At 72.4% G+C, this 25,570-nt stretch carries 30 protein-coding genes; 9 read left to right on the top strand and 21 right to left on the bottom strand.

What is annotated here, in order from left to right:
- Positions 1-132 precede the first annotated feature (132 nt).
- Positions 133-1,812 (top strand): YibE/F family protein, encoded by a 1,680-nt coding sequence (locus tag I4Q55_RS20595; RefSeq protein ID WP_206789797.1) that lies wholly within the window; start codon positions 133-135, stop codon positions 1,810-1,812.
- Here I4Q55_RS20595 and I4Q55_RS20590 read toward each other — a convergent pair.
- Both I4Q55_RS20590 and I4Q55_RS20585 read right to left on the bottom strand, forming a co-directional pair.
- A complete protein-coding gene (locus I4Q55_RS20590; protein ID WP_206789795.1) occupies positions 1,784-2,413 on the bottom strand; it encodes a hypothetical protein in 630 nt (209 codons plus the stop codon). The two genes, I4Q55_RS20595 and I4Q55_RS20590, sit on opposite strands and share 29 nt — an antisense overlap.
- A 2-nt stretch (positions 2,414-2,415) precedes the next feature.
- Positions 2,416-2,982 carry an MBL fold metallo-hydrolase gene (locus tag I4Q55_RS20585; RefSeq protein WP_206789793.1) on the bottom strand — a complete coding sequence of 189 codons (567 nt, stop codon included), beginning with the start codon at positions 2,980-2,982 and terminating at the stop codon, positions 2,416-2,418.
- A gap of 148 nt (positions 2,983-3,130) precedes the next feature.
- Between I4Q55_RS20585 and I4Q55_RS20580 the strand changes: the two genes are divergently transcribed.
- The 3 genes from I4Q55_RS20580 to I4Q55_RS20570 all read left to right on the top strand — a co-directional run bounded on the left by I4Q55_RS20580 (position 3,131) and on the right by I4Q55_RS20570 (position 5,672).
- The gene (locus tag I4Q55_RS20580) at positions 3,131-4,006 is read left to right on the top strand and encodes a peptidylprolyl isomerase (protein ID WP_206789790.1); all 876 of its coding nucleotides are present in this window, start codon (positions 3,131-3,133) and stop codon (positions 4,004-4,006) included.
- Positions 4,007-4,192: 186 nt separating this feature from the next.
- A complete protein-coding gene (locus I4Q55_RS20575) occupies positions 4,193-5,014 on the top strand; it encodes a LysM peptidoglycan-binding domain-containing protein (RefSeq protein WP_206789788.1) in 822 nt (273 codons plus the stop codon).
- Positions 5,015-5,108: 94 nt separating this feature from the next.
- Positions 5,109-5,672, top strand: coding sequence for a hypothetical protein (locus tag I4Q55_RS20570; RefSeq protein ID WP_206789786.1), 564 nt, complete (start codon positions 5,109-5,111; stop codon positions 5,670-5,672).
- Here I4Q55_RS20570 and I4Q55_RS20565 read toward each other — a convergent pair whose 3' ends face one another.
- A complete protein-coding gene (locus I4Q55_RS20565) occupies positions 5,673-6,452 on the bottom strand; it encodes an enoyl-CoA hydratase/isomerase family protein (protein ID WP_206789785.1) in 780 nt (259 codons plus the stop codon).
- Between the two features lie 72 nt (positions 6,453-6,524).
- On the opposite strand from I4Q55_RS20565, the gene I4Q55_RS20560 reads away from it, so the two are divergent.
- A complete protein-coding gene (locus tag I4Q55_RS20560; protein ID WP_206789783.1) occupies positions 6,525-7,358 on the top strand; it encodes an alpha/beta fold hydrolase in 834 nt (277 codons plus the stop codon).
- Here I4Q55_RS20560 and I4Q55_RS20555 read toward each other — a convergent pair.
- From I4Q55_RS20555 to I4Q55_RS49265, 4 genes are all read right to left on the bottom strand, one after another.
- Complete coding sequence (locus I4Q55_RS20555) at positions 7,355-7,696, bottom strand: hypothetical protein (RefSeq protein WP_206789781.1); 342 nt, start codon at positions 7,694-7,696, stop codon at positions 7,355-7,357. The two genes, I4Q55_RS20560 and I4Q55_RS20555, sit on opposite strands and share 4 nt — an antisense overlap.
- On the bottom strand, positions 7,696-9,354 hold the full coding sequence (locus I4Q55_RS20550; protein WP_206789779.1) for a hypothetical protein: 1,659 nt from the start codon (positions 9,352-9,354) through the stop codon (positions 7,696-7,698). Before I4Q55_RS20550 ends, I4Q55_RS20555 begins: the two co-directional genes overlap by 1 nt.
- A gap of 102 nt (positions 9,355-9,456) precedes the next feature.
- Positions 9,457-9,927, bottom strand: a complete 471-nt coding sequence (locus I4Q55_RS49270) for a helix-turn-helix transcriptional regulator (RefSeq protein ID WP_307793269.1) — start codon at positions 9,925-9,927, stop codon at positions 9,457-9,459.
- The gene (locus I4Q55_RS49265; protein WP_242546368.1) at positions 9,810-10,217 is read right to left on the bottom strand and encodes a hypothetical protein; all 408 of its coding nucleotides are present in this window, start codon (positions 10,215-10,217) and stop codon (positions 9,810-9,812) included. Before I4Q55_RS49265 ends, I4Q55_RS49270 begins: the two co-directional genes overlap by 118 nt.
- Before the next feature lie 132 nt (positions 10,218-10,349).
- Here I4Q55_RS49265 and I4Q55_RS49260 point away from each other — a divergent pair, with 132 nt between their 5' ends.
- Positions 10,350-10,664 carry a hypothetical protein gene (locus I4Q55_RS49260; RefSeq protein ID WP_242546367.1) on the top strand — a complete coding sequence of 105 codons (315 nt, stop codon included), beginning with the start codon at positions 10,350-10,352 and terminating at the stop codon, positions 10,662-10,664.
- A 64-nt stretch (positions 10,665-10,728) separates the two neighbouring features.
- Here I4Q55_RS49260 and I4Q55_RS20535 read toward each other — a convergent pair whose 3' ends face one another.
- The 8 genes from I4Q55_RS20535 to ruvC all read right to left on the bottom strand — a co-directional run bounded on the left by I4Q55_RS20535 (position 10,729) and on the right by ruvC (position 19,758).
- Positions 10,729-13,083, bottom strand: coding sequence for a bifunctional (p)ppGpp synthetase/guanosine-3',5'-bis(diphosphate) 3'-pyrophosphohydrolase (locus I4Q55_RS20535; RefSeq protein WP_206789777.1), 2,355 nt, complete (start codon positions 13,081-13,083; stop codon positions 10,729-10,731).
- 139 nt (positions 13,084-13,222) lie between these two features.
- Positions 13,223-13,741 (bottom strand): adenine phosphoribosyltransferase, encoded by a 519-nt coding sequence (locus tag I4Q55_RS20530; protein ID WP_206789775.1) that lies wholly within the window; start codon positions 13,739-13,741, stop codon positions 13,223-13,225.
- 1 nt (position 13,742) lies between these two features.
- Positions 13,743-14,969 (bottom strand): protein translocase subunit SecF, encoded by a 1,227-nt coding sequence (gene secF, locus I4Q55_RS20525; RefSeq protein ID WP_206789774.1) that lies wholly within the window; start codon positions 14,967-14,969, stop codon positions 13,743-13,745.
- A 1-nt stretch (position 14,970) separates the two neighbouring features.
- Positions 14,971-16,761, bottom strand: a complete 1,791-nt coding sequence (gene secD / locus I4Q55_RS20520) for a protein translocase subunit SecD (RefSeq protein WP_206789771.1) — start codon at positions 16,759-16,761, stop codon at positions 14,971-14,973.
- A 218-nt stretch (positions 16,762-16,979) separates the two neighbouring features.
- Entirely contained in the window at positions 16,980-17,384 is a 405-nt protein-coding gene (gene yajC, locus I4Q55_RS20515; protein ID WP_206789770.1) for a preprotein translocase subunit YajC, read from the bottom strand.
- A gap of 120 nt (positions 17,385-17,504) precedes the next feature.
- The gene (ruvB, locus tag I4Q55_RS20510; RefSeq protein WP_206789768.1) at positions 17,505-18,572 is read right to left on the bottom strand and encodes a Holliday junction branch migration DNA helicase RuvB; all 1,068 of its coding nucleotides are present in this window, start codon (positions 18,570-18,572) and stop codon (positions 17,505-17,507) included.
- Between the two features lie 8 nt (positions 18,573-18,580).
- Positions 18,581-19,177 (bottom strand): Holliday junction branch migration protein RuvA, encoded by a 597-nt coding sequence (gene ruvA / locus I4Q55_RS20505; RefSeq protein WP_191306392.1) that lies wholly within the window; start codon positions 19,175-19,177, stop codon positions 18,581-18,583.
- The gene (gene ruvC / locus I4Q55_RS20500) at positions 19,174-19,758 is read right to left on the bottom strand and encodes a crossover junction endodeoxyribonuclease RuvC (protein WP_206789935.1); all 585 of its coding nucleotides are present in this window, start codon (positions 19,756-19,758) and stop codon (positions 19,174-19,176) included. The genes ruvA and ruvC overlap by 4 nt, the downstream gene beginning before the upstream one ends.
- 73 nt (positions 19,759-19,831) lie before the next feature.
- Between ruvC and I4Q55_RS20495 the strand changes: the two genes are divergently transcribed.
- Positions 19,832-20,284: a cupin domain-containing protein gene (locus tag I4Q55_RS20495; protein WP_206789766.1), complete on the top strand. Its 453-nt coding sequence runs from the start codon at positions 19,832-19,834 to the stop codon at positions 20,282-20,284.
- On the opposite strand, the gene I4Q55_RS20490 is transcribed toward I4Q55_RS20495, so the two are convergent.
- The 5 genes from I4Q55_RS20490 to I4Q55_RS20470 form a co-directional block, all read right to left on the bottom strand.
- Positions 20,281-20,832, bottom strand: coding sequence for a DUF4262 domain-containing protein (locus I4Q55_RS20490; RefSeq protein ID WP_206789764.1), 552 nt, complete (start codon positions 20,830-20,832; stop codon positions 20,281-20,283). The two genes, I4Q55_RS20495 and I4Q55_RS20490, sit on opposite strands and share 4 nt — an antisense overlap.
- A gap of 168 nt (positions 20,833-21,000) precedes the next feature.
- Complete coding sequence (locus tag I4Q55_RS20485) at positions 21,001-21,756, bottom strand: YebC/PmpR family DNA-binding transcriptional regulator (RefSeq protein ID WP_206789762.1); 756 nt, start codon at positions 21,754-21,756, stop codon at positions 21,001-21,003.
- Positions 21,757-21,797: 41 nt separating this feature from the next.
- The gene (pdxT, locus tag I4Q55_RS20480; protein ID WP_307793268.1) at positions 21,798-22,415 is read right to left on the bottom strand and encodes a pyridoxal 5'-phosphate synthase glutaminase subunit PdxT; all 618 of its coding nucleotides are present in this window, start codon (positions 22,413-22,415) and stop codon (positions 21,798-21,800) included.
- Between the two features lie 169 nt (positions 22,416-22,584).
- Positions 22,585-22,905 (bottom strand): AzlD domain-containing protein, encoded by a 321-nt coding sequence (locus tag I4Q55_RS20475; RefSeq protein WP_206789761.1) that lies wholly within the window; start codon positions 22,903-22,905, stop codon positions 22,585-22,587.
- Entirely contained in the window at positions 22,905-23,597 is a 693-nt protein-coding gene (locus tag I4Q55_RS20470; protein WP_206789760.1) for an AzlC family ABC transporter permease, read from the bottom strand. Before I4Q55_RS20470 ends, I4Q55_RS20475 begins: the two co-directional genes overlap by 1 nt.
- 69 nt (positions 23,598-23,666) lie before the next feature.
- On the opposite strand from I4Q55_RS20470, the gene I4Q55_RS20465 reads away from it, so the two are divergent.
- Positions 23,667-24,230: a helix-turn-helix domain-containing protein gene (locus I4Q55_RS20465; protein WP_206789759.1), complete on the top strand. Its 564-nt coding sequence runs from the start codon at positions 23,667-23,669 to the stop codon at positions 24,228-24,230.
- Here the strand turns inward: I4Q55_RS20465 and I4Q55_RS20460 are convergent.
- Entirely contained in the window at positions 24,227-25,162 is a 936-nt protein-coding gene (locus I4Q55_RS20460; RefSeq protein ID WP_206789758.1) for a GlxA family transcriptional regulator, read from the bottom strand. The genes I4Q55_RS20465 and I4Q55_RS20460 overlap by 4 nt on opposite strands.
- A 70-nt stretch (positions 25,163-25,232) precedes the next feature.
- Between I4Q55_RS20460 and I4Q55_RS20455 the strand changes: the two genes are divergently transcribed.
- Complete coding sequence (locus tag I4Q55_RS20455; RefSeq protein ID WP_206789757.1) at positions 25,233-25,568, top strand: cupin domain-containing protein; 336 nt, start codon at positions 25,233-25,235, stop codon at positions 25,566-25,568.
- Positions 25,569-25,570: the final 2 nt, after the last annotated feature.

The following is a 25,570-nucleotide window of genomic DNA, read 5'->3' as shown; positions in this document are numbered from 1 at the left end:
GCCAAGCACGCGAGATACCCGCTCAATCACGCGAGATGCGGTTCTGATCACGCCAGATCGGCGTACCGGGACGAACCGGGCCGTCGGCGGCCCCTCGCGCGGGGTGCGGGATCCCGCTGTCAGGATGTGCGGGTGGACCGCCCCGACCTGGACGACGACGCAACCGGCCCGATTCGCCGGATCACGGACGAGGTGTCCCCTTCCCCGGCCGGCGGCGCGTCCGGAACGCCGGGAGCGCCCCGGAAGCCCGCCCGCCGCACGCCGCCCGAAGGCACCCGCCGGGCGGCCGATCCCGCCCACCGCCGGACCGGGACCGGTGCACAACGGGTCCCGGCCGCGGACAAGCGGGGCGACACCGGACCGCAGCGCGCCGCCCGCTCCGGGTCGCCGCGGGTCCCGGGCGAGAACGGCCGCGCGGAGACACCCCGCCGCCGCGGGGACACCGGGCCGCAGCAAGCCACCGGGAGCGACCGCCGCACCCGCCGGGGCGACACCGGCCCACAACAAGCTGCCGAAACCGGCGCCCGCCCCCGGCGCAAGACCCCGGAAGCCCACGTCGGTCACGGACACGGACACGGTCACGGCCATGGCCACGGCCCCGCCGCCCCGGCGTCGCGCCGTGTCCGGCTGCTCCTGATCTGGCTGCTCGCCCCGCTGGCCCTCGCCACCGTCGTCGGCATGATCGTCCTCTATCCCTGGGGCAAACCCTCCCCCACCAGCGTCGTCCCGCAGGGCACGCCCGTGCACGCCGACATCCGCGCCACCAGCACCGGCCCCTGCCTCGCCCAGGGCCAGGTCCAGGTCGGCGACCAGACGGACCCGAACGCGAAACCCTGCCTGACCGTCGACCTCACCATGACCGACGGCCCGGCCACCGGGAAGCCGCTGCGTCTCACCGTCCCCATCGAGCCCAGCACCCCGCGCTTCGCCGCCGGGGACGCCGTCGTGCTCGCCTACAACAACGGCAACCCGGACGATCCCGCCAGCTTCCAGCTCGTCGACTTCCAGCGCGGCACCCCGCTGCTCGTGCTCGCCGCGCTCTTCGCCGTCGCCGTCCTGGTGCTCGGCCGGTGGCAGGGCATTGCCGCGCTCGTCGCGCTCGGGCTCTCCTTCGTCGTCATCGCGCTGTTCATCCTCCCGGCCATCCTCGCCGGGGAAAATCCCCTGCTCGTGGCCATCGCCGGGGCGGGCGCGATCATGTTCATCGCCCTCTACCTGACCCACGGGCTCTCCGCGCGGACCTCCGCCGCCGTGCTCGGGACGCTCGTCAGCCTCGCCCTCATCGGCGTCCTGTCCGCGATCTTCTCCGCCGCCGCCTCGCTGACCGGGCTCGACGACAGCACCTCGACGCTGATCGGCTCGCTCGGCCACGGCATCGACGCGCGCGGGCTGCTGCTCGCCGGCGTCGTGATCGGCGCCCTCGGCGTGCTCGACGACGTCACCGTCACCCAGACCAGCGCCGTCTGGGAGCTCCGGCGCGCCAACCCGGACCTGACCTGGCGCGAGCTCTACAGCTCCGGGCTGCGGATCGGCCGCGACCACGTCGGCTCGGCGGTCAACACCCTCGTGATGGCCTACGCCGGGGCCGCGCTCCCGGTGCTGCTGTACTCGTCGATCTCCGGCGTCGGGCTCGGCGCGCTGCTCGGCAGCGAGGACATCGCGCAGGAGATCATCCGGACGCTGGCCGGCAGCGTCGGCATCGTCGCCGCCGTGCCGGTGACCACCGTCCTGGCCGCGCTGATCGCCTCCCGCGAGCCCGCGGGACACCTCGGCACGGAAAAACTCAGTCCAGCGTTGCCACGAACCGGCTGACCGCTTCCATCGTGAAGCGCTGCACGTACTTGCCCGACGGCGCCACCGACGCCAGCCGGTAGAGCGGGCGCTCCGCCACGCCGCCGCCGCGGGCCTCCGCCTTCAGCTCGGCGACCAGCAGCTCGCCGAACACGAGGCCGTTCGCCTCGGTGTTGTTCATCAGCGCGTTCGCGAGCTTCCGCAGCGGCAGGATGCCCAGCTCGCGCCCGCCGGTCCCGGAGAACACGGCGAGGTCGACCTTCGCCACCTTCCCCCGCTGTCCCGCGTTGACCAGCAGGCTCACCGTGCGGCTGCCCCGGACGTCGCCGACGACGAGGTCGAGGCGGGTCGCGGTCACCAGGTCGACCCGGCGCAGCCCCCACGTGCGCACGAGCAGCGTCGAGCCCTCCAGCCAGACGCGGCGCCGGATGCTGACCGCCATCACGTACAGCAGCGGCAGGGCGATCACCAGCGCGACGACCAGGCCGGTCACCGTGCCGCCGATCAGGCCGGCGATCCCGCCGAACGCCGCCGCGACGATCACCACGCCGATCAGGCCCGAGATCCCGCGGCGGCGGCGGCCGCGCGGGTCCTCCTCGAACAACGCGATGCGTTCGGCCACCGTCACGCCCCTGTCCCGGCGAGGAACGGGTTGCCCGCGCGTTCCCGGCCGATCGTCGTCGCCGGGCCGTGGCCCGGCAGCACCACCGTGTCGTCCGGGAACGCCGCCAGCAGGTCCCGCACCGCCTCTGCCACGTCCCCGCGGCCGACCGACCCGGCGAACAGCGTGTCGCCGGTCAGCGCGAGCCGCCCGCCCTCGGGCGTCTCCAGGCCCAGCGCCACCGAGCCCGGGGTGTGCCCGGGCACGTGCCGGACGTCGACGTCCAGTCCCGCGAACGAACCCGGCGCGAGGGGGACGCTCTCGCCGTCGTACAGCGGAGCGTCGTCCGGGTGCAGGTGCAGCGGGACGCCGTGTTCGGCCGACAGCGCGGCCGCCGAGGCGACGTGGTCGGGGTGGCCGTGGGTGGCCAGCAGAGCGGCCGGGACCAGCCGGTGCTCGGCGAGCGCGGCGGCCAGCGGCGCGGCCACCTCCTGCCCCGGATCCACGACCACGCACGGCCCGCCGGCGGCCGCCGCCAGCAGGTAGCAGTTGGCCTGCAGCGGGCCGCTGCCGAACCCGACGACGAGCACCGAACGCCTCCCCGGACATCCGCGCCGGATGGCGCCGATCACGATCGGGTTGAGACTAGCGGGCCCTGTACATGGTCCTCACAGGCTGTGCCCATACACTGCCGCTACCTCAGACGTGTGACACGAGCGGAAACCTGGAGGGTACGGGGTGGCGACCAACCAGCAGCGCCGCGAAGCTGCGAAGCGCAAACTCGAGCGGCAGCTCGAGCGCCGATTGGAGCAGCAGAAGCGACGCCGGATGATCGGGGCTGGTGTAGTCGGCGTGGCCGTCCTCGTCGTCGCCGGTGTCGTGGTGTGGATCGTGAGCGCCAACAGCGGCGACGGCACGGACGCCGCGGCGTCGTCGTCCTCGGCCGCCCCGCCGCCGACCGAGCTCCAGATCCCGACGCAGCGCACCGCGCTGCCGAAGCGGGCGACGCCGTTGCCGAACCCGACGACGTGCGACTTCAAGGCCGACACGACGGGCAAGGCGCCGAAGAAGGTGAACCTGCCGGACGGCAAGAACGTGCCGTCGACCGGCACGGTGAACGTCACGCTCAAGAGCACGGCGGGCGACATCCCGCTGACGCTCGACCGCGCGCTCGCCCCCTGCGCGGTGCAGAGCTTCGTCAGCCTCGCCAAGCAGAACTTCTACAACGACACCATGTGCCACCGGCTCGGCACCGAGGGCCTGCAGATGCTGCAGTGCGGTGACCCGGCGGCGACCGGCGACCCGACCACCGACGGCCAGGGCGGTCCCGGCTACACGATGCCGGACGAGGCGTTCCCGGAGATCAAGTACGGCCGCGGCATCCTCGCCATGGCGAAGACGCAGGCCCCGAACTCCGGTGGCAGCCAGTTCTTCATGGTCTACGGCAACGCCGACGGCCTCCCCGCGGACTACTCGGTGTTCGGCAGCATCAGCGACGAGGGCCTGAAGGTGCTCGACGCGGTGGCCAAGGCGGGCATCGCGAACCCGAACCCGCAGGACGGCACCGGAGCGCCGACCAAACAGGTGAAGTTCACCGGCGTCACCGTTTCGTAGCACGGCTCGGCATTGCCGCGAATGACTCATTCGGGACTTCCGACGTCCCGAATGAGTCATTCGCGGCATCTGCGGCGCCGGCAAAACCGTGCCGCCGGGGACAAGATCTGAACCGCGCCCGCACCCGCCCCGTGTAAGGGGTGACACCGCCAGGCCCGCCGAGGGTCGCCGGGGAGAGGTGCGACGATGGTCGAAAACCGGGTTCCCGTGGTCCGCCGCGTCCTCGGACGGGCCGGCCAGGCCGGCTGTGCCGGCGTCCTCTTCGCCGTGCTCGCCGGCGGTCCCGCGCTCGCGCAGGACGATCCGCCACAGCCGCCGCCGGTCAAGTACTTCATCGTGCCGCACGCCGACAACCCCGAAGACATCACGCTGTTCAAGATCGCCGAACGCGCGCTCGGCGACGGGCGCCGCTTCCCCGAGATCTTCCGGCTCAACCAGGGCCGGCCGCGGCCGGACGGCACGCCGTTCACCGATCCCGCCGCGATCGAGCCCGGCCAGGTGCTCCAGCTGCCCGACGACGCCGCCCCGGAGCCGGGCGTGCAGTTCGGGCCGCTGCCGGCGACCCCGCCCGGCACCCCGGCCACGGCCCCCGCTCCCGCTCCCGCCGGGGAGACGTCCGGGCTCGGCGTCGGGCTGGCGTCGGTCGTCAGCGGCACCGGCGGACTGCTGACCGGCCTGCTCGCCGGGCTCTGGTGGCGGCGCCGCCCCCAGCTGCTCCCCCCGGCCCCGTTCGAGCCGCCCACGCCCGCGGACGAGGACTTCGGCTCCGGCTCGGTCAGCGGCACCCTGCCGCTGCCGATCGTCGTCCCCGAGCCGCGTCCGGACGTCGTGTTCCGCCCGGAGCCGATCACCACCGAACTCGCGATCATCGTGCTGGAGCGAGCCGAAACCCAGGTGATCGCCGCGGTCCGGCCCGGCTCGCGGTTCCACTTCCGGATCGGTCCGGAGCCGGACTTCGCGGACTCCTCCACCGTGCTCGTGATCGACGGCGAGCGCGACAAGCCGTGACCCCACCGCGTGCGCGCCGGGTCACTCTGCGCTGAACGGATCAACCGGCGCCGGAACACTGGCCAGCGGGCAGCCGGGCCGCAATAGTCGTCGCATGACCTGGGATCCGTTCGGCACCCTGCAGAAGGCGCTGTGGATCGGCGGCGCCCCGTGGACCGGGAAGTCCACCGTCGCGCGGCTGCTCGCCGAGCGGCACGGCCTGACGACCTACCACCACGACGACCGGGCCCGGCCCGGCACCCCGCTGCCGGACGACCTCCCGGCCGGCGACCAGCTGACCGCGATGATGGCCGAGTTCGGGAACCGCTTCCGCTGGGCCCTCGACGACCTGCGCGCGCTGACCTCGCCCCGGCCGATCCTCGCCGAAGGCCGCGGGCTGCGGCCGGAGCTCGTCGCCCCGCTCGTGGACTCACCCGGCCGGATGGTGGTGCTGGTGCCGACCGAGCTGTTCCGCCAGCACCAGCTCCGGCACCGGCCGGACGGGCCGGCGATCCCCGAGCAGCGCACCCGGCTGACGCGTGACCGGATGCTCGCCGCCCACGCCGTGCGGGCGGCACGGGACCTCGGCATCCGCGTCATCGAAATCGACGGCAAGCTCGACCCGGCCGGCGTCACCGACGTCGTCGCCGAGCACTTCCACGCCTACCTGGACGGCTGATCAGCGGAAGGTGAACCGCGGCGGGCGCCGCTCGAGGAACGCGGCGACGCCCTCCGCGTAGTCCTCGCCGTGCAGGGCTTCCGAGCGGATCTCCTCGACCTCGGCGTCCGGGGTTTCCTGCCCGGCGACGATCTTTTCGATGATCCGGTTCATCCCGCGGACCGACGCCTGCGAGCGCGAGCACAGCGTCTCGACGAAGGCCAGCGTCGAGGCTTCGAGGTCGCCGGCCGGGAAGACGTCGTTGAGCAGGCCGATTTCGCGGGCGCGGGCGGCGGTGATCAGCTCGCCGGACAGCAGGAAGTACTTGGCGTGCGCGGGGCCGACGAGCGAGACGAGCTGGCGCGTCGACCCGAAGTGGTAGACGATGCCGAGCTTCGCCGGGGTGATGCCGAACCGCGCGCCCTCGGCGGCGAACCGGAAGTCGCAGGCGACCGAGATCTGGCAGCCGCCACCGATGCAGTTGCCCTGGATCATCGCGACGGACGGCTTGCGCATCGCGGTGAGGGCGACGACCGCGCCCTCGACGGCCTTGTCGTAGCTCGCCGCGCCTTCGGCGGTGGTCCGCAGCTCGCCGAACTCGCTGATGTCGGCGCCGGCGGAGAAGTGCTTCCCGGCCCCGGCGATCACCAGCGCCTTCAGCGCGGGATCGGCCTCCACCTCGGCGACGACGTCCGGGATGGCCGCCCACATGCCGTAGGTGATGGCGTTCATCTTCTCCGGCCGGGTCAGCGTCAGGCGGGCCGCTTCGCCGTCGCGGGTCAGCTCGAATCCGTCGGTCATGACCGCACAGTAGCTTCTCGCCCTCAGCGAAACCGGCGGTGTGTGACGCGGTCGTGTGGCTAGCTTGGCACCATGGCGGCGATCGAGGTGGGCGGGACGGCGTTCGGCTACGACGAAGCGGGAGAGGGGCCCGCGGTCGTGCTGCTGCACGCCGCACTGGGCGACCGCCGGATGTGGGACGCGCAGTTCACCGAGCTCGCCGCCACCCACCGGGTGATCCGCTACGACCGCCGCGGGTTCGGGGAAACCGGCGGCGAAACCGGCGAACACGCCCACTACGAGGACCTGCTGGCCCTGCTCGATGCCCGGGGGATCGAGCAGGCCGCGCTGGTCGGGGCCTCGATGGGCGGGGCGTGCGCGCTGGACGCCGCCCTCGCCGCGCCGGAGCGGGTCACCCGGCTGGTGCTGCTCGGCTCGGGTCTCACCGGGCACACCTGGCCGGACCACATGCAGGCGGACATCGCCCGGCTGACCGCCGCGGCCGTCCCCGCCGACCGGCTCGCCCGCTACCAGGCCCGCGACGGCGACGTCGACCCGGCGGACGTCCGGGCCATGGCGGAGGCCAACATCCGGTACCTGGTCGCCGGCCCCGCGCGCGATGTCTCCGTGCTGCCGGGTGAAATGCTCGCGCTGGTCCGGGAGATGTGCGAGCAGGTGTACCGGCACGACTGGACGGCTCCACAGTGGACGGAGCGGATCCCGGACACCCGGCACCGGCTCGCCGAGATCACCACGCCAGCCCTGGTGGTGATCGGGACGTCGGACGCGCCGGGACTGGTGGAGCTGTCGGCGCACCTGGCGGAGTCGTTGCCCCGGGCCGAGTTCGTCGAGCTGGCCGGCACCGGGCACCTGCCGTCGATGGAACGGCCGGACGAGGTCAACGCCCTGCTGCGGAAGTTCCTCTAGCCGAAGATCTTCTGCACCTGCTCGGAGATCTTCGCGACCAGCTCCGAGAACTGCGCCACCCCGCCCAGCAGCCCCTTGACCTTCGCCCAGCGGCTGCGCACCACCGCGGGCTCCGCGGCCTCGCCCGCGCGCAGGTCGGCCGCCAGATCCGTCAGCGTGTCCTCCAGGACCTCCTGCTTGGCCAGGTCCTTGCCGCGCACGTCGGTGGTCAGCCGCTCGACCAGCTCCAGCAACGCCGGGAGCGCCGTCTCGGCGCCGCCGCCTTCGATGCCGGTCTGGCTGATCGTCCCCGAGTTGTCGCCGCCGATGCTGACCTTGTTGGTGATCCGGTGTCCCATCAGGCCTCCGTCCTGGTCCGTCCGCCGGGTGCGGCCGGCGGGCGCGGGCGCCGGCCGCGCAGCCCGGTCTGGCTGATCGGGGCGCTGTTGTCGCCGCCGATGGTGATGTCGTTGTTGATCACGACCGCCGCCTGCTCCTCGAACTTCGCCGTCGAGAACCCGGCGTCGTCCAGCAGCTTGCCGATCGCCGGGAGCAGCCGGCTTTCGAGGATCTTTTCGTACCGTTCGATGTCGACGAGCTGGAAGTAGTCGGTGAACAGGTTGACCGACCCGAGTTCGCGCAGGGTGTGCGCGGCGCCGTAGCGGTCGGGGTCCAGGACGCCGGGCTCGCGCTTCGGGTGGCGGATCCACGACACGAGGTTCAGGATCCGGCCCGGCAGGCTCGCCGGCATCTCCAGCCAGGCCAGCAGCCCCTGGCCGAGCGGGCGCAGCGAGTCCGGCCGCATCTTGTCCACCACGCGGTAGTCGGCCCGGATCGGCGGCAGCATGAACGGCGTCCACTCGACGTACAGCGTCGTGTCGTCCACGGCGACGTGCAGGAACGTCGTGAGCACCAGCTCGCGGTCCCACGTCTCCACCTGGAAGGAAAGGTAGTAGCGCGCCCATTCCTTCGGTTCGGTGCGCAGCCGGGCGACGGCGGCCGGGGTCAGCCGGGTCTGCGGCGGGTGCGCGACGTCCGGCAGGTAGGTCGCGGCGTCCGGCTCCCCCAGGTGGTCGATGAGCGCGGCGGCCGGGGTGAACACCGCTTCGGTCACGGTCAGCGCGCCGAGCCGGTTGTCGGGCGTCAGCGCGTTCGCGTGGCGGAGGTTCGCGAACGCCTCGCGGATCCCGTCGTACAACGCCTCGGTCGTCAGCCGCGGCCGGCCTTCGCCGTCTTCGACCCGCTCCAGCGGGACCGCCATGGACCAGGCGTCACGCCGGAACCCGGCGCCCACGAAGGGGTTGTACCCGCGGTAGACGACCAACGGCGCCCCGGCCGGCTCGGCGGCCTCCGCGCCGGCCCGGTAGCGGGCGAGCTGTCCCCGGAAGTCTTCGGTGAGCAGCCCGGTGAGGCCGCCGCCACCGTCGTCGGCGGGCTGGGCGAACCGCCGGAAGCGCGTCGTCACCAGGTTCCACAGGGACCAGCGCTCGATCGTCACGACCACGCACACGACCACCGCGAGCACGATGCCGATGACGGTCCGCGCGGTCTCGCCACCGGACGAGTCGTCGTATTCGATGTCGTCGTAGTAGCGCGAGGAGTACCGGCTCCCGGAGCCGAAGAGCTCGTCCGAATAGGACAGCAGCAGCCAGGCGACGACGATCCCGGCGGCGAGCAGGATCATCGCCTTCGGCTTGACCGGCTTCTCCGGCGCGGTCGCCTTCCGCCCCATCCGCACGCCGACGAGCACCAGCGACACCACGATCCAGGCGTAGAGCAACGGGTTGTCCCACAGCAGCCCGATCACGACGGCCATGAGCAGCACCAGCAGCCCGTCGTAGTTCTTGCGGCGCGCCCGCGCCCGCACCGCCTCGGTGAGCACGACGCCCGCGTCGAGCCCGGTCGACGGCGGGACCGGCCGGGTGGGCTCGACGAGGAACTCGGTGATGGCCCGTTTGCCGTAGGCGGGATCGAGGTAGGACGCGGCGCAGAGGTAGCGCGTGGTGTCGTCGGCCATGCGGCTCCCCTTGTCAGGCCGGGAGCGGGGTCGCTCCCCCGCAAGTTGCGGACCGTATCATGCAGCCGCGGCCCCCGGGACGGTAATTCCGGCGCGGTTCTGTCACGACAACAGCGCGGCGGTCAGTTCCCCACGGCTGCGGACGCCGACCTTGCCGAACACCGACTTGAGGTGGTCCTGCACCGTGTGCGCCGAAATGGCCAGCCGGGCCGCGATGTCCGATGTGGACAGTCCGGCCGGCACCTCGTGGCAGACGTCGCGTTCCCGGGCGGTCAGGCCGTAGGCGGCGAGCAGCACGCCCAGCAGCTCGGCACCTGAGGCGCGGCCGAACGTCACGACCGTCTCGCCGTCGTCCTCCCCGGCCACCAACCGGCCGGCGTGCACCACGATCCACCCGCCGCGGGCGTCGCGGACGCGGGCGCGGAACGTCCCCGTCGCCGCCGCGCGGGCCCCGGTCACCACCGCGCGCACCATGACCGCGAACCGGCCCGGGGCGATCTCGTCGAGCTCGGACCGCCAGGTCTCCGCCGCCGCGGTGGCCGTCCGCTGCCTGCCGTCCGGGCCGACGACCACGATCGCCGGGTCCGCCCGCTCCCCCGCACCGCGGGTGCGGGCGGCCCCACCCGCGTCGCCGCCGTCAGTGCCGGGGCGACCGACGTCAGGAACTCGACCTCGCGGTCGCCGAACTCGCCGCGGCGCACCAGGCCGGCCGCGCCCCACGCCGTGCCGTCGACCCGGAACACCACGCGCAGTTCGTGACCGAGTCCCAGCGGCCGCCAGACCTCGGTGAGCCGTCCGCTGCGCTCGACGGCCCGGCGGGGCAGGTCGGACAGGCGCGCCACCGGCACCGGCCGCTGCGACATCCGGGGGCTCCGCCCCGGGCCGGGGGCTCCGCCACCCGGAACCCCCACAAGCAGCTGTGCCAGGTCAGCGAAGGTGTGGGCTGGGCGCCGTCGTACTCGTAGGCGGCCAGCAAGGGCTCGTACTCACCGGGGATGCGGGCCCGGCCGCTGGTCATCGAGCTGATCACCGCGGTGTCCGGGTCGAGCGACGCCCAGCAGGTCAGCTCGGCGGGCACCACCCGGTCGACCAGCTCGATGGCGGCGGCGTGCAGCTCGGCGACGCCGAGGCCCGCGGTGGGGAGCGCGGCGACGTCCCGCCGCACCGCCTGCGCCCGGCTGCTGCTGGCGGGGATCGCCCTCGGCGTCTCGGACGTGCTGGCCCTCAGCCGTCCCCGTGGGGCCGGCCGGGGTGGCGCGTTCGCCCAGGCGCTGCCGCCGCTGGGCGCGCTGGTCGCCGCGCTGTTCTAGCGCCTTTCCGGTGCCCTGCGCACCGCGATGGCCGCCTGCGGGCGCGGCGACCGGACCGGCAGCCTCAGGAAGCCGACGTCACGCGGTAGACGTCGTAGACGCCCTCCACGCCGCGGACCACCTTCAGGACGTGGCCCAGGTGCTTCGGGTCGCCCATCTCGAACGAGAAGCGGCTGACCGCGACCCGGTCGCGGGACGTGGTCACCGAGGCCGACAGGATGTTGACCTTCTCGTCGGCCAGCACCTTGGTGACGTCCGACAGCAGGCGGTGGCGGTCGAGCGCCTCGACCTGGATCGCCACCAGGAACACCGACGACGCCGAGGGCGCCCACTCGACCTCGACCAGCCGCTCGGGCTGGGACTGCAGGTCGCCGGCGTTCGTGCAGTCCGTGCGGTGCACCGAAACGCCGCCGCCGCGGGTCACGAAGCCGAGGATCTCGTCGCCCGGGACCGGGGTGCAGCAGCGGGCGAGCTTCGCCCAGACGTCGCTGGCGCCCTTGACCACCACGCCGACGTCGTTGGAGCCGCGGCGGCGGGTCACCGTGGACGGTGTCGCGCGCTCGGCGAGCTCCTCCTCCGCCGCGTCGACCCCGCCGATCAGCGCCACCAGGCGCTGCACGACGTGCTTCGCGCTCGTGTGTCCTTCGCCGACCGCCGCGTACAGCGACGAGATGTCGGCGTGGCGCAGCTCGGTGGCCACCGCGCCCATCGACTCCGCCGAGACCAGCCGCTGGATCGGCAGGCCGACCTTGCGGATCTCCTTGGTGATGGCTTCCTTGCCGCCCTCGATCGCCTCGTCGCGGCGTTCCTTGGCGAACCACTGGCGGATCTTGGCGCGTGCCTTCGGCGAGCCGGCGAACTGCAGCCAGTCGCGCGACGGCCCGGCGTTCTCCGCCTTCGACGTGAAGATCTCGACGACTTCGCCGTTTTCCAGCTTGCGTTCGAGGGCGACCAGGCGGCCGTTGACGCGGGCGCCGATGCAGCGGTGGCCGACCTCGGTGTGCACGGCGTAGGCGAAGTCGACCGGCGTCGAGTCGACCGGCAGCGTGATGACGTCGCCCTTCGGCGTGAAGACGAAGATCTCGCGCGCGGCCAGCTCGTAGCGCAGGGACTCGAGGAAGTCACCCGGGTCCGCCGCCTCGCGCTGCCAGTCGAGGAGCTGGCGCATCCACGCCATCTCGTCGACGTCCATCGCGTTGCCGGTGTGCGTGCCCTTGGTTTCCTTGTAGCGCCAGTGCGCGGCGATGCCGTACTCGGCCGTGCGGTGCATCTCGTAGGTGCGGATCTGCACCTCGAGGGGCTTGCCGTCCGGACCGATCACCGTGGTGTGCAGCGACTGGTAGACACCGAAGCGCGGCTGCGCGATGTAGTCCTTGAAGCGGCCGGGCACCGGCTGCCACAGCGCGTGCACGACACCCATCGCCGCGTAGCAGTCGCGGACGTCCTCGACCAGGATCCGCACGCCGACCAGGTCGTGGATGTCGTCCAGGTCGCGGCCGCGGACGATCATCTTCTGGTGGATCGAGTAGTAGTGCTTCGGCCGGCCCTCGACCTTCGCGGTGATCCGCGACGAGACGAGGTTGCTGGTCAGGTCGGTGATGACCGAGCGCAGGTAGATGTCACGCGAGGGCGCGCGGTCGGCGACCAGGCGGACGATCTCGTCGTACTTCTTCGGCTGCAGGATCGCGAACGCGAGGTCTTCGAGCTCCCACTTGACCGTGGCCATGCCGAGCCGGTGGGCCAGCGGCGCGAGCACCTCGAGGGTCTCGCGGGCCTTGCGGGCCTGCTTCTCCGGCGGCAGGAAGCGCATGGTGCGCATGTTGTGCAGCCGGTCGGCGAGCTTGATGACCAGCACCCGGGGGTCCTTGGCCATCGCGATGACCATCTTGCGGATGGTCTCGGCCTCGGCCGACGAGCCGAGCTGCACCTTGTCCAGCTTGGTGACGCCGTCGACCAGCTCGGCGACCTTCTCGCCGAAGTCGGCCTTCAGGCTCTCGACGGCGTAGCCGGTGTCCTCGACCGTGTCGTGCAGCAGCGCCGCGACGAGCGTGGTGGTGTCCATGCCCAGCTCGGCGAGGATGGTGGCGACGGCGAGGGGGTGGGTGATGTACGGGTCGCCCGACTTGCGCCGCTGGTTGCGGTGCAGCTCCTCGGCGACGTCGTAGGCGCGCTGGAGCAGCCCGAGGTCGCCGTTGGGGTGGAGTTCGCGGTGGATGACGGCCAGGGGTTCGAGGACCTGCTTGACCGGGGCGGCCCGCTGCGCGGTGATCCGCCGGGCCAGGCGCGCCCGGACCCGCCGGGTCGCGGACGGGTTCGGCGCCGCACCGTTCGGCTTCGGCGACGCGGGCTGTGCCGCCGCCTGCCCGTTCTGCTGGGCGCCCTGCTTCGCGGGCACCGCGGCGTCGAGCTCCTGGCTCACCCGCACCTCCTGCTGCTCGTGCGGCCTTCGGACCACCAGGGTAGCCGTTGCGCCTCGCAGCCCTGTCGAGTGCGCCCGTTCAGGGGGATGTGGGACCCGTCACCAGCCGGAACGCGCACGTTCCGGCTGGTGCGGCGGTTCAGCAGGTGCGGAGGGCGTGGACCTTGCGGTCGCCCAGGACGTCCCGGCCGCCGAGGGCGGCCAGTTCCAGGACCACCGACACGCTGTCGACCACCGCGCCCGCGTCCTCCAGGAGCTTGCCCGTGGCCGCGACCGTGCCGCCCGTGGCCAGGACGTCGTCGAGGACCGCGATGCGCTGACCCGGCCGGACCACGCCGGCCGGCAGCTCCACCGTCGCCGTGCCGTACTCCAGGGCGTAGTCGACGCGGCCCGCGACGGCCGGGAGCTTGCCCGGCTTGCGGATCAGCACCACGCCGAGGCCGCGGGCGTACCCGACGGCCGCGGCCAGGAGGAACCCGCGGGCCTCCACGCCGGCGAGAGCCTCGACCGAAGGGTCGAGGGTGCTCGCCAGCGCGTCGGTCACCGCTTTGAACGCGCCCGCGTCCGCGAAGAGCGGGCTCAGGTCGCGGAACAGCACGCCGGGCTCGGGGAAGTCCGGCACCTCGGCGATCAGGCCGAGGGCGTCGTCGAGCTCCACGTCAGCGCTTCCGCTTGCCCGCGGGCTTGCCGGCCGGGCGCTGCTTCTGGATCCGGGCGGGAACGCTGGCCGCGGCCGCGTACGCCTTCTCCTTGCGCAGTTCCTTCGCCAAAGCGTCGTCGTCCGAGGCGTCGAAGTCCTCGCCCGCCGCCTTGCGCTCCTGGTTGGCACGGCGCTGGCGGACCCGCTCGGCCTGCTGCTTGTACTTCGGGTCGCGCATCTTCAGGTCGACCAGCAGCGGCGTCGCCAGTGCCACCGACGACAGGACGCCGACGAGGGTACCGGTGAGCTGCACCAGCGCCAGGTCCTGCAGCGTGCCCGAGCCGAGCAGGATGTACCCGACGACCAGCAGGCCGAGGATCGGCAGCAGCGCGATGAACGCCGTGTTGAACGACCGCATCAGGGTCTGGTTCAGCGCGAGGTTCGCGGCCTCGCCGTAGGTGCGGCGGGTCAGCCCGAGCAGGCCGCGCGTGTTCTCGCGGACCTTGTCGAACACCACCACCGTGTCGTACAGCGAGAACCCGAGGATGGTCAGCAGGCCGATCACGGTCGCCGGGGTGACCTCGAAGCCGACCAGCGAGTACACACCGGCCGTCACCAGGATGTCGTGCAGCAGCGAGATCAGCGCGGCCACCGCCATCCGGGTGTCGAAGTAGACCGCCAGGAAGATGACCACCGCGACGAGGAACACGCCCAGCGCGATCAGCGCCTTCTGCGAGATCTCGCCACCCCAGGACGCGCTCACCGCGCTGTCGCTGATGGCCTGGACGCTGGGCTGGCCGTTGGAGCCCTTCGGCCCGAGATCGTCGAACAGGCCCTGCTTGACCTTCGCGACGTCGGCCGCGTTCAGCGTGTCGGTGCGGATCTGGATGGTCGCCGCGTTGCCCGTGCCGACCTTCTGCGCCTCCGTGGCCGGCCGGCCGAGCGCCTTCTGGAACGACTCCTTCGCCTGCTCCTCGGTGATCACGCCGTGGATGCCGTTGGCCGGCATCTGGATCTGGGTGCCACCCTCGAAGTCGATGCCGAGGTTGAAGCCGCGGATGATCATCGAGGCGAGGCACACCAGCACCAGCGCGCCGAAGAAGACGTACCAGCGCTTGCGCTTGCCGACGACGTCGAACGCGCCGGTGCCGACGTACAGCCGGCGGAAGACACTTTCCTTCTTGCCCGGCTTCGCCGCCACCTTGGCGTTGCCTTCGGCGTCCGTGCCCAGTTCTTCGACCCCCATGTCAGGCCTCCTTCACGTTCGCGCGGCCGACCGAGGTCGACTTCTTCCGCTGCGAACCCACTTGCTGCACGGCACCGAGGCCCAGGTGCCTCGGATTGGACAGGAACGCGTTCTTGGACGTGGACACCAGCGCGACCAGCGGGTGCGTCACCAGGTACACGACGACGAGGTCGAGGACCGTGGACATGCCGAGGGTGAACGCGAAGCCCTGGACGTCGCCGACCGCGATGACGTACAGGATGGCCGCGGCCAGGAAGCTCACCGCGTCCGACGCCAGGATGGTGCGCCGGGCGCGGACCCAGCCGCGCGGCACCGCGGACCGGAACGTCCGGCCCTCCCGGATTTCGTCCTTGAGCCGTTCGAAGTAGATGACGAACGAGTCCGCCGTGATACCGATGGCGATGATCAGGCCGGCGACGCCCGCCAGGTCCAGCGTGTAGCCGATCCAGCGGCCGAGCAGCACCAGCACCGCGTACACCAGCGAGAAGGACAACGCCAGCGACAGGATGGTGAGCACGCCGAGCAGCCGGTAGTAGAACAGGCAGTAGACGAAGACCACCAGCAGGCCGATGCCGCCGGCGATCAGGCCCGCCTGCAGCGACGCCAGGCCGAGGGTCGCCGACACCGTGGTCGCGTCCGACGACGCGAACGACAGCGGCAGCGAGCCGTACTTGAGGATGTCCGAGAGGTTCTTCGCCTCGGTCTGGGTGAACTTGCCGGTGATCTGGGTGTTGCCGTCGAGGATGGCCACCTGGATGTTCGGCGCCGAGACGACCTGCGTGTCGAGCACGAACGCGGCCTGCTGGCCGGTGTTCTTCGAGGTGAAGTCGGCCCAGGTCTTGGTGCCCTCGCTCTTGAAGCTGAGGTTCACCACCCACTGGCCGCGCTGCTGGTCGTAGCCCGAGGTCGAGTCCGCGATCTCGGTGCCCGGCAGGAACTCCGGCTCCAGCAGGTACTTGTAGGTGTCGTTGTCACCGCAGGCGACCAGCGGCAGCTTCGGGTCGTCGTTGCCCTCGAGGGGGTCCTTGGCGTTCGGCGCGCAGGTCAGCGACGCCATCGCCTGGGCGACGAGCTCCTGGTTCGGCTGGCCGTCGGCGCCGATCAGCTGCGGGTTCTGCCGGACCGCCTTGGCGGCCTGGATCTCCTGCGCGGTCTTGGCGTCCACCGAGCCGTCGGAGGGCGCCGGCGCCGGGGTCGACGCGGGCGGCGGCGGGGTGCTGCTGCTCGGCGGGGCCGGCGTGGTGTTCTGCTGCGGCGCGGCCGCGGCCCCGCCACCCCCGCCTGCCGTCGGCGGCGCGCTCGACGTCGGCGGCGTGCTGTTCGGCGCACCCGAAGTCGGCGTGGTCGGCGCGCCCGAGGTCGGGGTACCCGTGGCGGGCGGCGGCGTGTTCGGCTGCGGCGGCACCACCGGCTGGGTGGCGTTCGAGACGACCTTCCGGAAGCCGAGCTTCGCGGTCTTGCCCAGGTTCTTCGCCTGGTCGCCCTGCTCGCCCGGGACCGTGATCACGACGTTGTTGCCGTCGAGGAGGACCTCGGTGCCGCTGACGCCGATCCCGTTGACGCGCCGTTCGATGATCTGGCGCGCCTGGTTCAGGGACTCCCGGGTCGGCTGGCCACCGTCGGGGGTGCGGGCGGTGAGCGTGACCCGGGTGCCGCCCTGCAGGTCGATACCCAGTTTCGGGGTCGGCTTGTGGTTGCCGGTGAGGAACACCAGCGCGTACAAGACGATCACGATCAGGGCGAACAGGGCGAGATAGCGTCCCGGGCGGAGATGCCCGGCTGAAGCTGCCACGGTGCTTCGGTCTCCTCGGACGGGGTGGACCCCAACGTTGCGGTGCCCGCCCGGAGGGTTACCGGGAGGGACTGTGTGCGATTCACCCCCGGGCACGGGTATGACGGCGGACACGCACGCAGCACCGAGACACTACTCGGTGCTGCGTGAGCCCGGCGTGCGAGGCCGTACCGACTTTCGTCGGGATTCCCGGCCCCGCCCAGGAGTGCCGCGGGGGCTTACTTCTTGCCGTGCTCCAGCGGCGGCGCCACCTGCGCGGTGGTCTGCGGCTCGCTGTCCTTGACGGAGGCCGCCTCGACGGCCTTCGGCTCCTCGACGGTCTCCTCGACCTCGTCGGCGGAGTCCTCGTCGGTCTCGACGACGGGCTCGACCTTCTCGCGGACGGCCAGCCGCAGCCAGGTGGTGACGACACCGGGCGCGATCTCGATGTCGATCGTGGTGTCACCGGAGGCGTCGGCGACGGTGCCGTAGAGACCGGACGTGGTCATCACGCGGTCACCGGGCGCCAGGCTGCTCTGCAGTTCCTGCTGCGCGGCCTGCTGCTTCTTCTGCTTACGCGTGCTCATCACCAGCGGCACGGCGAGGACGAGCACGAGCAGCAGGGGCAGCAATAGCTGTTGCATGATTCTCCGTTCGACGGACACCCGGGCCCTGCCGAAATGTCCGGTTTTTGGGTATGTGCTCCGGTCAAGTGTGCCAGGTACCAGCGCGGACGCCAGCACCCACCCGCCGGTACGGGCCGCTCAGTCCTGCTCGAACAGCGACGGCCCGCCCTGGTCCGGGCGCCCCGGGAGGTCCGCGGGCGGCACCATGCCGAGGTGTTCCCACGCGGCCGCGGTAGCGACGCGCCCACGCGGGGTGCGGGCGAGCATACCGGCGCGCACGAGGTACGGCTCGCAGACCTCTTCCACGGTGGTCGCCTCCTCCCCCACGGCCACCGCCAGTGTCGAGATGCCCACGGGCCCGCCCCCGAACGACCTGGTCAGCGCGGTCAGCACGGCCCGGTCGAGGCGGTCGAGACCGAGCTCGTCGACGTCGTAGACGGCCAGCGCGGCGCGGGCGACCTCGCGGGTCACCTTGCCGTCGGCGCGGACCTCGGCGTAGTCGCGGACGCGCCGCAGCAGCCGGTTCGCGATCCGGGGCGTGCCGCGCGAGCGGCGGGCGATCTCGGCGCAGCCGTCGCGGTCGATCGGGATGTCGAGGATCGTCGCGGCGCGGCGGACGACCAGCTCCAGCTCGGCATCGGTGTAGAACTCCATCTGGCCGGTGAAGCCGAACCGGTCGCGCAGCGGGCCGGTCAGCGAGCCGGACCGGGTGGTGGCCCCGACCAGCGTGAACGGCGCGATCTCGAGGGGGATGCTGGTGGCGCCCGGGCCCTTGCCGACGACGACGTCGACCCGGAAGTCCTCCATCGCCAGGTAGAGCATCTCTTCCGCGGGCCGGGCGATCCGGTGGATCTCGTCGATGAACAGGACGTCGCCGGGCGCGAGGTTGGACAGCATCGCGGCGAGGTCGCCGGCGCGTTCCAGGGCCGGGCCGGAGGTGATCCGGATGGCCGCGCCCAGCTCGGCGGCGACGATCATCGCCATGGACGTCTTGCCGAGCCCGGGCGGGCCGGACAGCAGGACGTGGTCGGGCGGCACGCCACGGCGGCGCGCGCTCTCCAGCACCAGCTCCAGCTGCTCGCGCACGCGCGGCTGGCCGACGAACTCGTCGAGCTTGCGCGGGCGCAGGGTGCCCTCGACGTTCTCCTCGCCGGTCTGGGCCCACGCCGAGAGGGCCTCTTCCTCGTCCACCGCCTCATACTCCACGGCCGGGCCTACCGCTTCCGGCCGAGGGTGGCCAGCGCGGCGCGCAGCACGCTGGACGTGGTGTGGCCGTCACCGTCGGCGAGGACCTTGTCCACGGCCTGCTCGGCCTGCTTGGCCGGGAAGCCGAGCCCGGCGAGGGCCTCGACAACCTCGGCCCGCAGCGCGCCCGGCGCGGTGACGGCGGGCGCGTCGCCGGCGCCACCGAGCGCGGTGACCTTGTCGCGCAGTTCGAGGGTGAGCCGTTCGGCGCCCTTGCGGCCGATGCCGGGCACCGAGGTGAGCACGGTGATGTTGCCTTCCACCAGCGCGGCCCGCAGCTTGTCGGGGTCGAGCACGGCGAGGGTGGCCAGCGCGAGCCGCGGCCCGATGCCGGAGACCGTCTGCAGCAGCCCGAACAGCTCGCGCGCGTCGGCGTCGGCGAAGCCGAACAACGTCAGCGAGTCCTCGCGCACGACCAGCGCGGTGTGCAGCCGGGCCTCTTCGCCGCGGCGCAGGGTGGCCAGGGTCGCCGGGGTGGCCTGCACGGCGAAGCCGACCCCGCCGACCTCGACCACGACGTGGTCGAGACCGACCGAGAGGACTTCTCCGCGTACCGACGAGATCATCGTGCTGCTCCTGGGTTCTTGACTTGTTTCGCCGCCGCGGCGAGGCGGGCTTTATGCGTGCGGGCCATTTCGGCCGCGCGGGCTTCGGCTTCGGCGAGCCGGGCCCGCATCGGCTCCCGCCAGAGGTGGCAGATGGCGAGGGCGAGCGCGTCGGCGGCGTCCGCGGGCTTCGGCGCGACCTCGAGGTTGAGCAGGCGCATCACCATGGCGGTGACCTGCGCCTTGTCCGCCCGGCCCGAGCCGCTGACGGCGGCCTTGACTTCGCTCGGCGTGTGGAAGACGACGGGCAGCCCGCGGCGCGCGGCGGCGAGCGCGACCACCCCGCCGGCCTGCGCGGTCCCCATCGCGGTGCGGACGTTGTGCTGGGCGAAGACCCGCTCGACCGCCACCGCGGCCGGCTTGTACCGGTCCATCCAGCGCTCGACCTCGTCGGAGATGCCGAGCAGCCGGTGCGCCAGGTCGGCGTCCGCCGGCGTCCGCACGACGTCGACGGCGACGCAGCGGACGGCCCGGCCCTTGCCGCCGTCGACCACCCCCAGGCCGCACCTGGTCAGACCGGGGTCGACCCCGAGCACCCGCACCCGCATTCCTCCCGCCGCGAACATCAGTTCGAGCTTGCAGGCTACTGGGCGCGTCTGCGGCAGGATGGAGGACATGCCGCAGCCGTCGGATTTCGTCACCCACCTGGGTCTTCAGCCGCTTCCCGTCGAAGGCGGGCGGTGGGCGCAGAGCTGGCGTTCACCCGACGGATCCGCGATCTACTACCTGCTCGTCGCGCCGGAGTTCTCCGCGCCGCACCGGCTGGACCGCGTCGAGGTGTACGTCCACCACGCGGGCGCGCCGGCGGAGATGCTGCTGCTGCACCCGGACGGCTCGGTGGCGCGGCCGGTGCTGGGCACCGACGTCGCCGCCGGGGAACGGCCGCAGGTCGTGGTGCCCGCGGGGACCTGGCAGGCGACGGTGACGCGGGGCGAGTGGAGCCTGCTGGGCACGATCGTCGTGCCGCCCTACACCGACGACTGCGTGGAGTTCGCGCCTGCCGCCGAGCTGGCGCTGCGGTACCCGGAAGCGGCCGCCGACCTGCGGAAGTTCCAGGAACCGCGTTAGGGGCCGTCGACCCCGGGGGTCCAGCTCTCGGGGTCACCGCTTTCGGTCAGCACCGGCTGCCACCGGTCGAAGCCCTCGGGTGCGTCCGGGTGCCAGGGGAACTTGCCCTCCGGCGTCGCGACGATCAGCTGCAGGGCCGGGAAGTCGCCGTCCGGGTAGATCAGGAACGCGGTGCCGAAGTACTCCGGGTAGTGGCCCTTGTTGACGCGCTCGAGCACCACCGGGACGCCCTCGAAGAAGTCGTCGTAGCGCTTGCCGACCTCGAAGATCTCGCCGTTGGCGGCGCGGTCGACGTAGGCGTCGAGCAGCACCTGCCCCATCTGGCCGGGCAGCCCGACCACGACCGCCTCGGGCACGTTGTGCAGCGCCCACGCGCAAGCGGTGAAGGAGTAGCCGGCGCCTTCGTCGTCGGAGGCGACGTTGATGACGGCGTTGCCGCGTTCCTTCGCCTGCCCCTCGATCCATTCGATGAGGCGCAGTTCTTCCGCGGAGAGTTCGGCGGTGATGTCGGCGGCTGCGGCGGGGGTCGTCGAGGTCACGGCGCACATTCTGCCTGACGGGCCCGCCACAGCCCAGTGCCCGGGCCGGAAATTTCCGGCCCGGGCACGAAAGCGTTGCGGCGCAAGGGAAACGGCGCAGCAAAACTCAGCCGACTTCGGCGAGCACCTCGTCGGAGACGTGGAATGCTACGCAGTGCGAAGACGTTCTGGACCCCGTCAGCCGACTTCGGCGAGCACCTCGTCGGAGACGTCGAAGTTGGCGAAGACGTTCTGGACGTCGTCGCAGTCTTCGAGGGCGTCGATGAGCTTGAAGACCTTCTTCGCGCCGTCGGCGTCGAGCGGGACGCTCACCGAGGGCAGGAACGTCAGGTCGGCCGACTCGTATTCGAAGCCGGCGTCCTGCAGCGCCTTGCGGACCGGCACCAGGTCGGTCGCCTCGGACACGATTTCGAAGCTCTCGCCGAGGTCGTTGACCTCTTCGGCACCGGCGTCGAGGACCGCCATGAGGACGTCGTCCTCGGCCGCGTCGCCCTTGGGCATCAGCACGACGCCCTTGCGGTTGAACAGGTAGGCCACCGAGCCGGGGTCGGCGAGCGAGCCGCCGTTGCGGGTCAGCGCGGTGCGGACCTCCGACGCCGCGCGGTTGCGGTTGTCGGTGAGGCACTCGATCAGGACGGCGACGCCGTTCGGGCCGTAGCCCTCGTAGGTGATGGTCTGCCAGTCGGCGCCACCGGCCTCTTCACCGGCGCCGCGCTTGCGGGCGCGCTCGATGTTGTCCTGCGGGACCGAGTTCTTCTTCGCCTTCTGGATGGCGTCGTAGAGCGTGGGGTTGCCGTCCGGGTCGCCACCACCGGTGCCCGTGCGGGCGGCCACCTCGATGTTCTTGATCAACCGCGCGAAGAGCTTGCCGCGCTTCGCGTCGAGGTTGGCCTTCTTGTGTTTCGTGGTGGCCCACTTGGAGTGGCCGCTCATCTCTCCTCCATCTGTTCCGTACCCCGGCCGGGCACCGCGTCTCAGGCAGCCTTTCGCACGAGGTCGACGAACAGCCGGTGCACCCGCACGTCGGGCGTGAGTTCCGGGTGGAACGCGGTCGCCAGCACCGCCCCTTGCCGGACCGCGACGATCCTAGCGGTGTCCTCCCCGACGCCGGGCACGCCGCTGACGGTGGCCAGCACCTCGACGCCGTCACCGGCCTTCTCGACCCAGGGAGCGCGGATGAAGACGGCGTGCACCGGTCCGTCGACCCCGGCGAAGTCCAGGTCGGCCTCGAAGGAGTCGACCTGCCTGCCGAAGGCGTTCCGCCGGACGACGACGTCGAGCCCGCCGAGCTGCTGCTGGTCGGGCCGCCCGTCGAGGGTCTGCCGGGCGAGCAGGATCATCCCGGCGCAGGAGCCGAAGGCGGGCAGCCCGCCGGCGATCCGCGCTTTGAGGGGTTCCAGCAGTTCGAAGCTCTCCAGCAGCCGCGACATGGTGGTGGACTCGCCACCGGGCAGCACCAGACCGTCCACTTCGGACAGCTCAGCGGCGCGCCGCACCGGCACGGCCCGCGCGCCGGCTTCGGCCAGCATGGCGACGTGCTCGCGCACGGCACCCTGCATGGCGAGCACCCCGATGAGTGGTTCCGACGACACCCGACCTCCCGAAAGACCTTCCCACCAGCCTAGACGTACCGGCCAGGCAGCTTACCGGCAGGTCAGAACCCCTCCGATCACGCGTGATGCCCGCCTGATCACGCATGATGCCCCTCCGATCACGCGTAATGCCCCTTTCCGCACGTCAAGCCGAGCCGGGCGCGGGCCGTCAGGGGACGCCGGCCAGCCTCAGCAGCGCCGCCGTCGCCGCGGCCGCGACGACCACCAGCGCGAACGGGGCCTTCCGCCAGGCCAGCACCCCGGCGACCAGGACCCCGGCCGGCCGGGCGATCCCCGCGAACCCGTGCCCCTCGGTCAGCGCGCTCACCGCGACCAGCGCCGCCAGCAGCACCACCGCCGCCAGCGCCATCAGCCGCTCCGCCTTCGGTGTCGGCTTCACCCGGCTGCGCAACGCCGGCCCCGCGAACCGGAACGCGAACGTCCCGAGCGCCAGCACCGCCGTGGCGACCAGCAGTTCCGTCCCGTCCATCAGCGCGCCTCCGCCGGTTCCGGCTCCTTCGCGAACACCCCGGCCAGCACGCCCGCCAGCGCCAGCAGCACCGGCAGCCCGGCCGGCAGGAACGGCGTCGCGGCCAGCGCGACCAGCACCCCGATCAGCACCGGCAGCCGGGCCGCCTTGTCGCGCAGCGACGGCAGCACCAGCGCCAGCAGGACCGCCGGGAACGCCGCGTCCAGGCCGAACGCGTCCGTGTCGCTGATCGCCGTCCCGGCGAACGCGCCGGCGACCACGCCGAGGTTCCAGCAGGCGAACAGGCCGATCCCGCACGCCCAGTAGGCCGCGCGGCGGCGGTGTGCCTCCTGCTGGGCCAGCGCGAACGCCACCGATTCGTCGATCATCAGGTGGCTGCCCGCGAGCCGGGCCGCCCACCGCTTGCCCAGGACGTCGCCGATCGCGAAGCCGAAGGGCAGGTGGCGGGCGTTGGCCAGCAGCCCGGCCAGCACGGCCGCGAACGGGTTGCCGCCCGCCGCCACGATGCCGATGAACATGAACTGGGACGCTCCCGCGAAGACCAGCACCGACATCAGCATCGGCAGCCACAGCGGGAAGCCCGAGCTCACCGCGATGGCGCCGTAGGAGACCCCCACGAGACAATCGGCGAGACAGACCAGGCCGATGTCACGGGCGAGGCCACGATCGAGTGTTCGCCATATCGAACGCATGTGTTCTAGAGTGAACGCACAGCCCCGTGTTCGTCAAGGCGAACGAGAAGACCGATGGAGCGAACAGGTATGTCCCAGGAAGCCGGCGGGGCACCGCTGGAGATCATCGCGGCCTCCCTGCGCCGCGAACGCACCCGCGCGGGGCTGTCCCTCACCGAGGTCGCTCGGCGCGCCGGCCTGGCCAAGTCGACGCTCTCGCAGCTCGAGTCGGGCACCGGCAACCCGAGCGTCGAGACGCTGTGGGCCCTCGGCGTCGCCCTCGACGTACCCTTTTCCCGGCTGGTCGAACCGGAGCGGCCGAAGGTCCGGGTGGTCCGCGCGGGCAAGGGACCGACGGTGTTCGCCGAACACGCCGACTACGCGTGCACGCTGCTGTCGGCCTGCCCCACCGGCGCCCGCCGCGACATCTACGTCGTCCGCGGCGAGCCGGGCACGCCCCGGCGCTCCGACCCGCACATGACCGGCGTGGTCGAGCACATCGTGCTGTGCGCGGGCCGGGCCCGCGTCGGCGTCATGGACGACCCGGAGGAGCTCCTGCCCGGGGACTACATCTGCTACCCCGGCGACGTCCCGCACATCTTCGAGGCCCTCGAGCCGGGGACGTACGGCGTCGAGATCTCCGAGTACATCTAGGGAGCCCGGAACGCCCGCCGGTAAGCGCCCGGCGTGGTGCCCACGCGCTCGCGGAACCGGCGGCGCAGGTTGACCGCCGAGACCAGGCCGACGCGGGCCGCGACCGCCTCCACCGGCAGGTCCGTCTCCTCCAGCAGCGTGCGCGCCGCCGCCACCCGGCGGGCCAGCAGCCACGCGCCCGGACTCGTCCCGAGCCGGTCGGCGAAGCGCCGGGCCAGCGTGCGCGGGGAGACGTTGAGCCGCGCGGCCAGCTCACCCACCGGCAACGGCGTGCCGAGGCGGGCACCGGCCCACTCCAGGAGGCCGTCGAGGTCGTCGTCCGCGCCGGGCGGCGGCGCGTACTGCGCCTGCCCGCCTTCGCGGTGCGGCGGCAGCACCATGTGCCGCGCGAGCAGGGCCGCGTACGCCGCTCCGTGGTCCTTCCGGACGAGGTGCAGGCACAGATCGAAGCCGGCGCCGGCCCCGGCACTCGTGGCGACGTCGCCGTGGTCGACGTAGAGGACGTCCGGTTCCACGCTGACCTCCGGGAACTCCCGCCGGAGCTGCGCGGCCCGCGCCCAGTGCGTCGTCGCCGAGCGGCCGTCCAACAGCCCGGTGCGGGCGAGCGCGAAGACCCCCGAGCAGATCGTGACGAGCCGTGCGCCACGCGCGTGCGCCGCGAGCAGCGCCCGCCGCACGCGGGCGGGCAGCGGCGCCTCCACCGACGCCCAGCCCGGGACGAGCACGGTGTCCGCGGTCTCCAGCGCCTCGAGGCCGTGCGGCACGGCCATCGCGTACCCGGCCGTCGTCGGCACCGGACCCGGCGTCTCGGCGCACACCTCGAACTCGTAGTGCCGCGGGATCCCGGCCCGCGCGGTGCCGAACACCTCGGCGGCGATGCCGAGCTCGAACGTCGACTGCACCGGCCGGACGAGGGCCACCACGCGATGCATGGCAGGAATGTACCCCACGGCGTCTTTTCGGACACTGTCCCGCCGCGGCGGCGCCCGGCACGGTGAAGTCATGCACCCGGAGATCCTCGCCCAAGAGGGCTACACGTCCGTGTCCGTCGCCGACGCTCCCGTCCGGGAGCTGTTCCCCGGCATCCGGCTGCGTCCACTGTGGACGGGTGCGAACGGCGCCCACGCCCACGTCCTGGAGATGGACCCCGGCACGTCGTGGCCGCACCGGGACGTGCACGAGCCCGGTCCGGAGGAGGTCTACGTGGTAGCGGGCACCTTCGACGACGGCGCCGGCAGTCATCCGGCCGGGACGTTCCTGCACGCCCCGGCCGGATCCTGGCACGTGCCCGCCAGCGCTACCGGTTGCACGCTGTTCCTCTTCTACCCCGAGGGTTAGCG

The organism is Amycolatopsis sp. MtRt-6, from assembly GCF_017308975.1.
Classification (GTDB): Bacteria; Actinomycetota; Actinomycetes; order Mycobacteriales; family Pseudonocardiaceae; genus Amycolatopsis.
The sequence above is the reverse complement of the archived record's forward strand: the minus strand, read 5'-3'. Positions and strand labels throughout refer to the sequence as shown.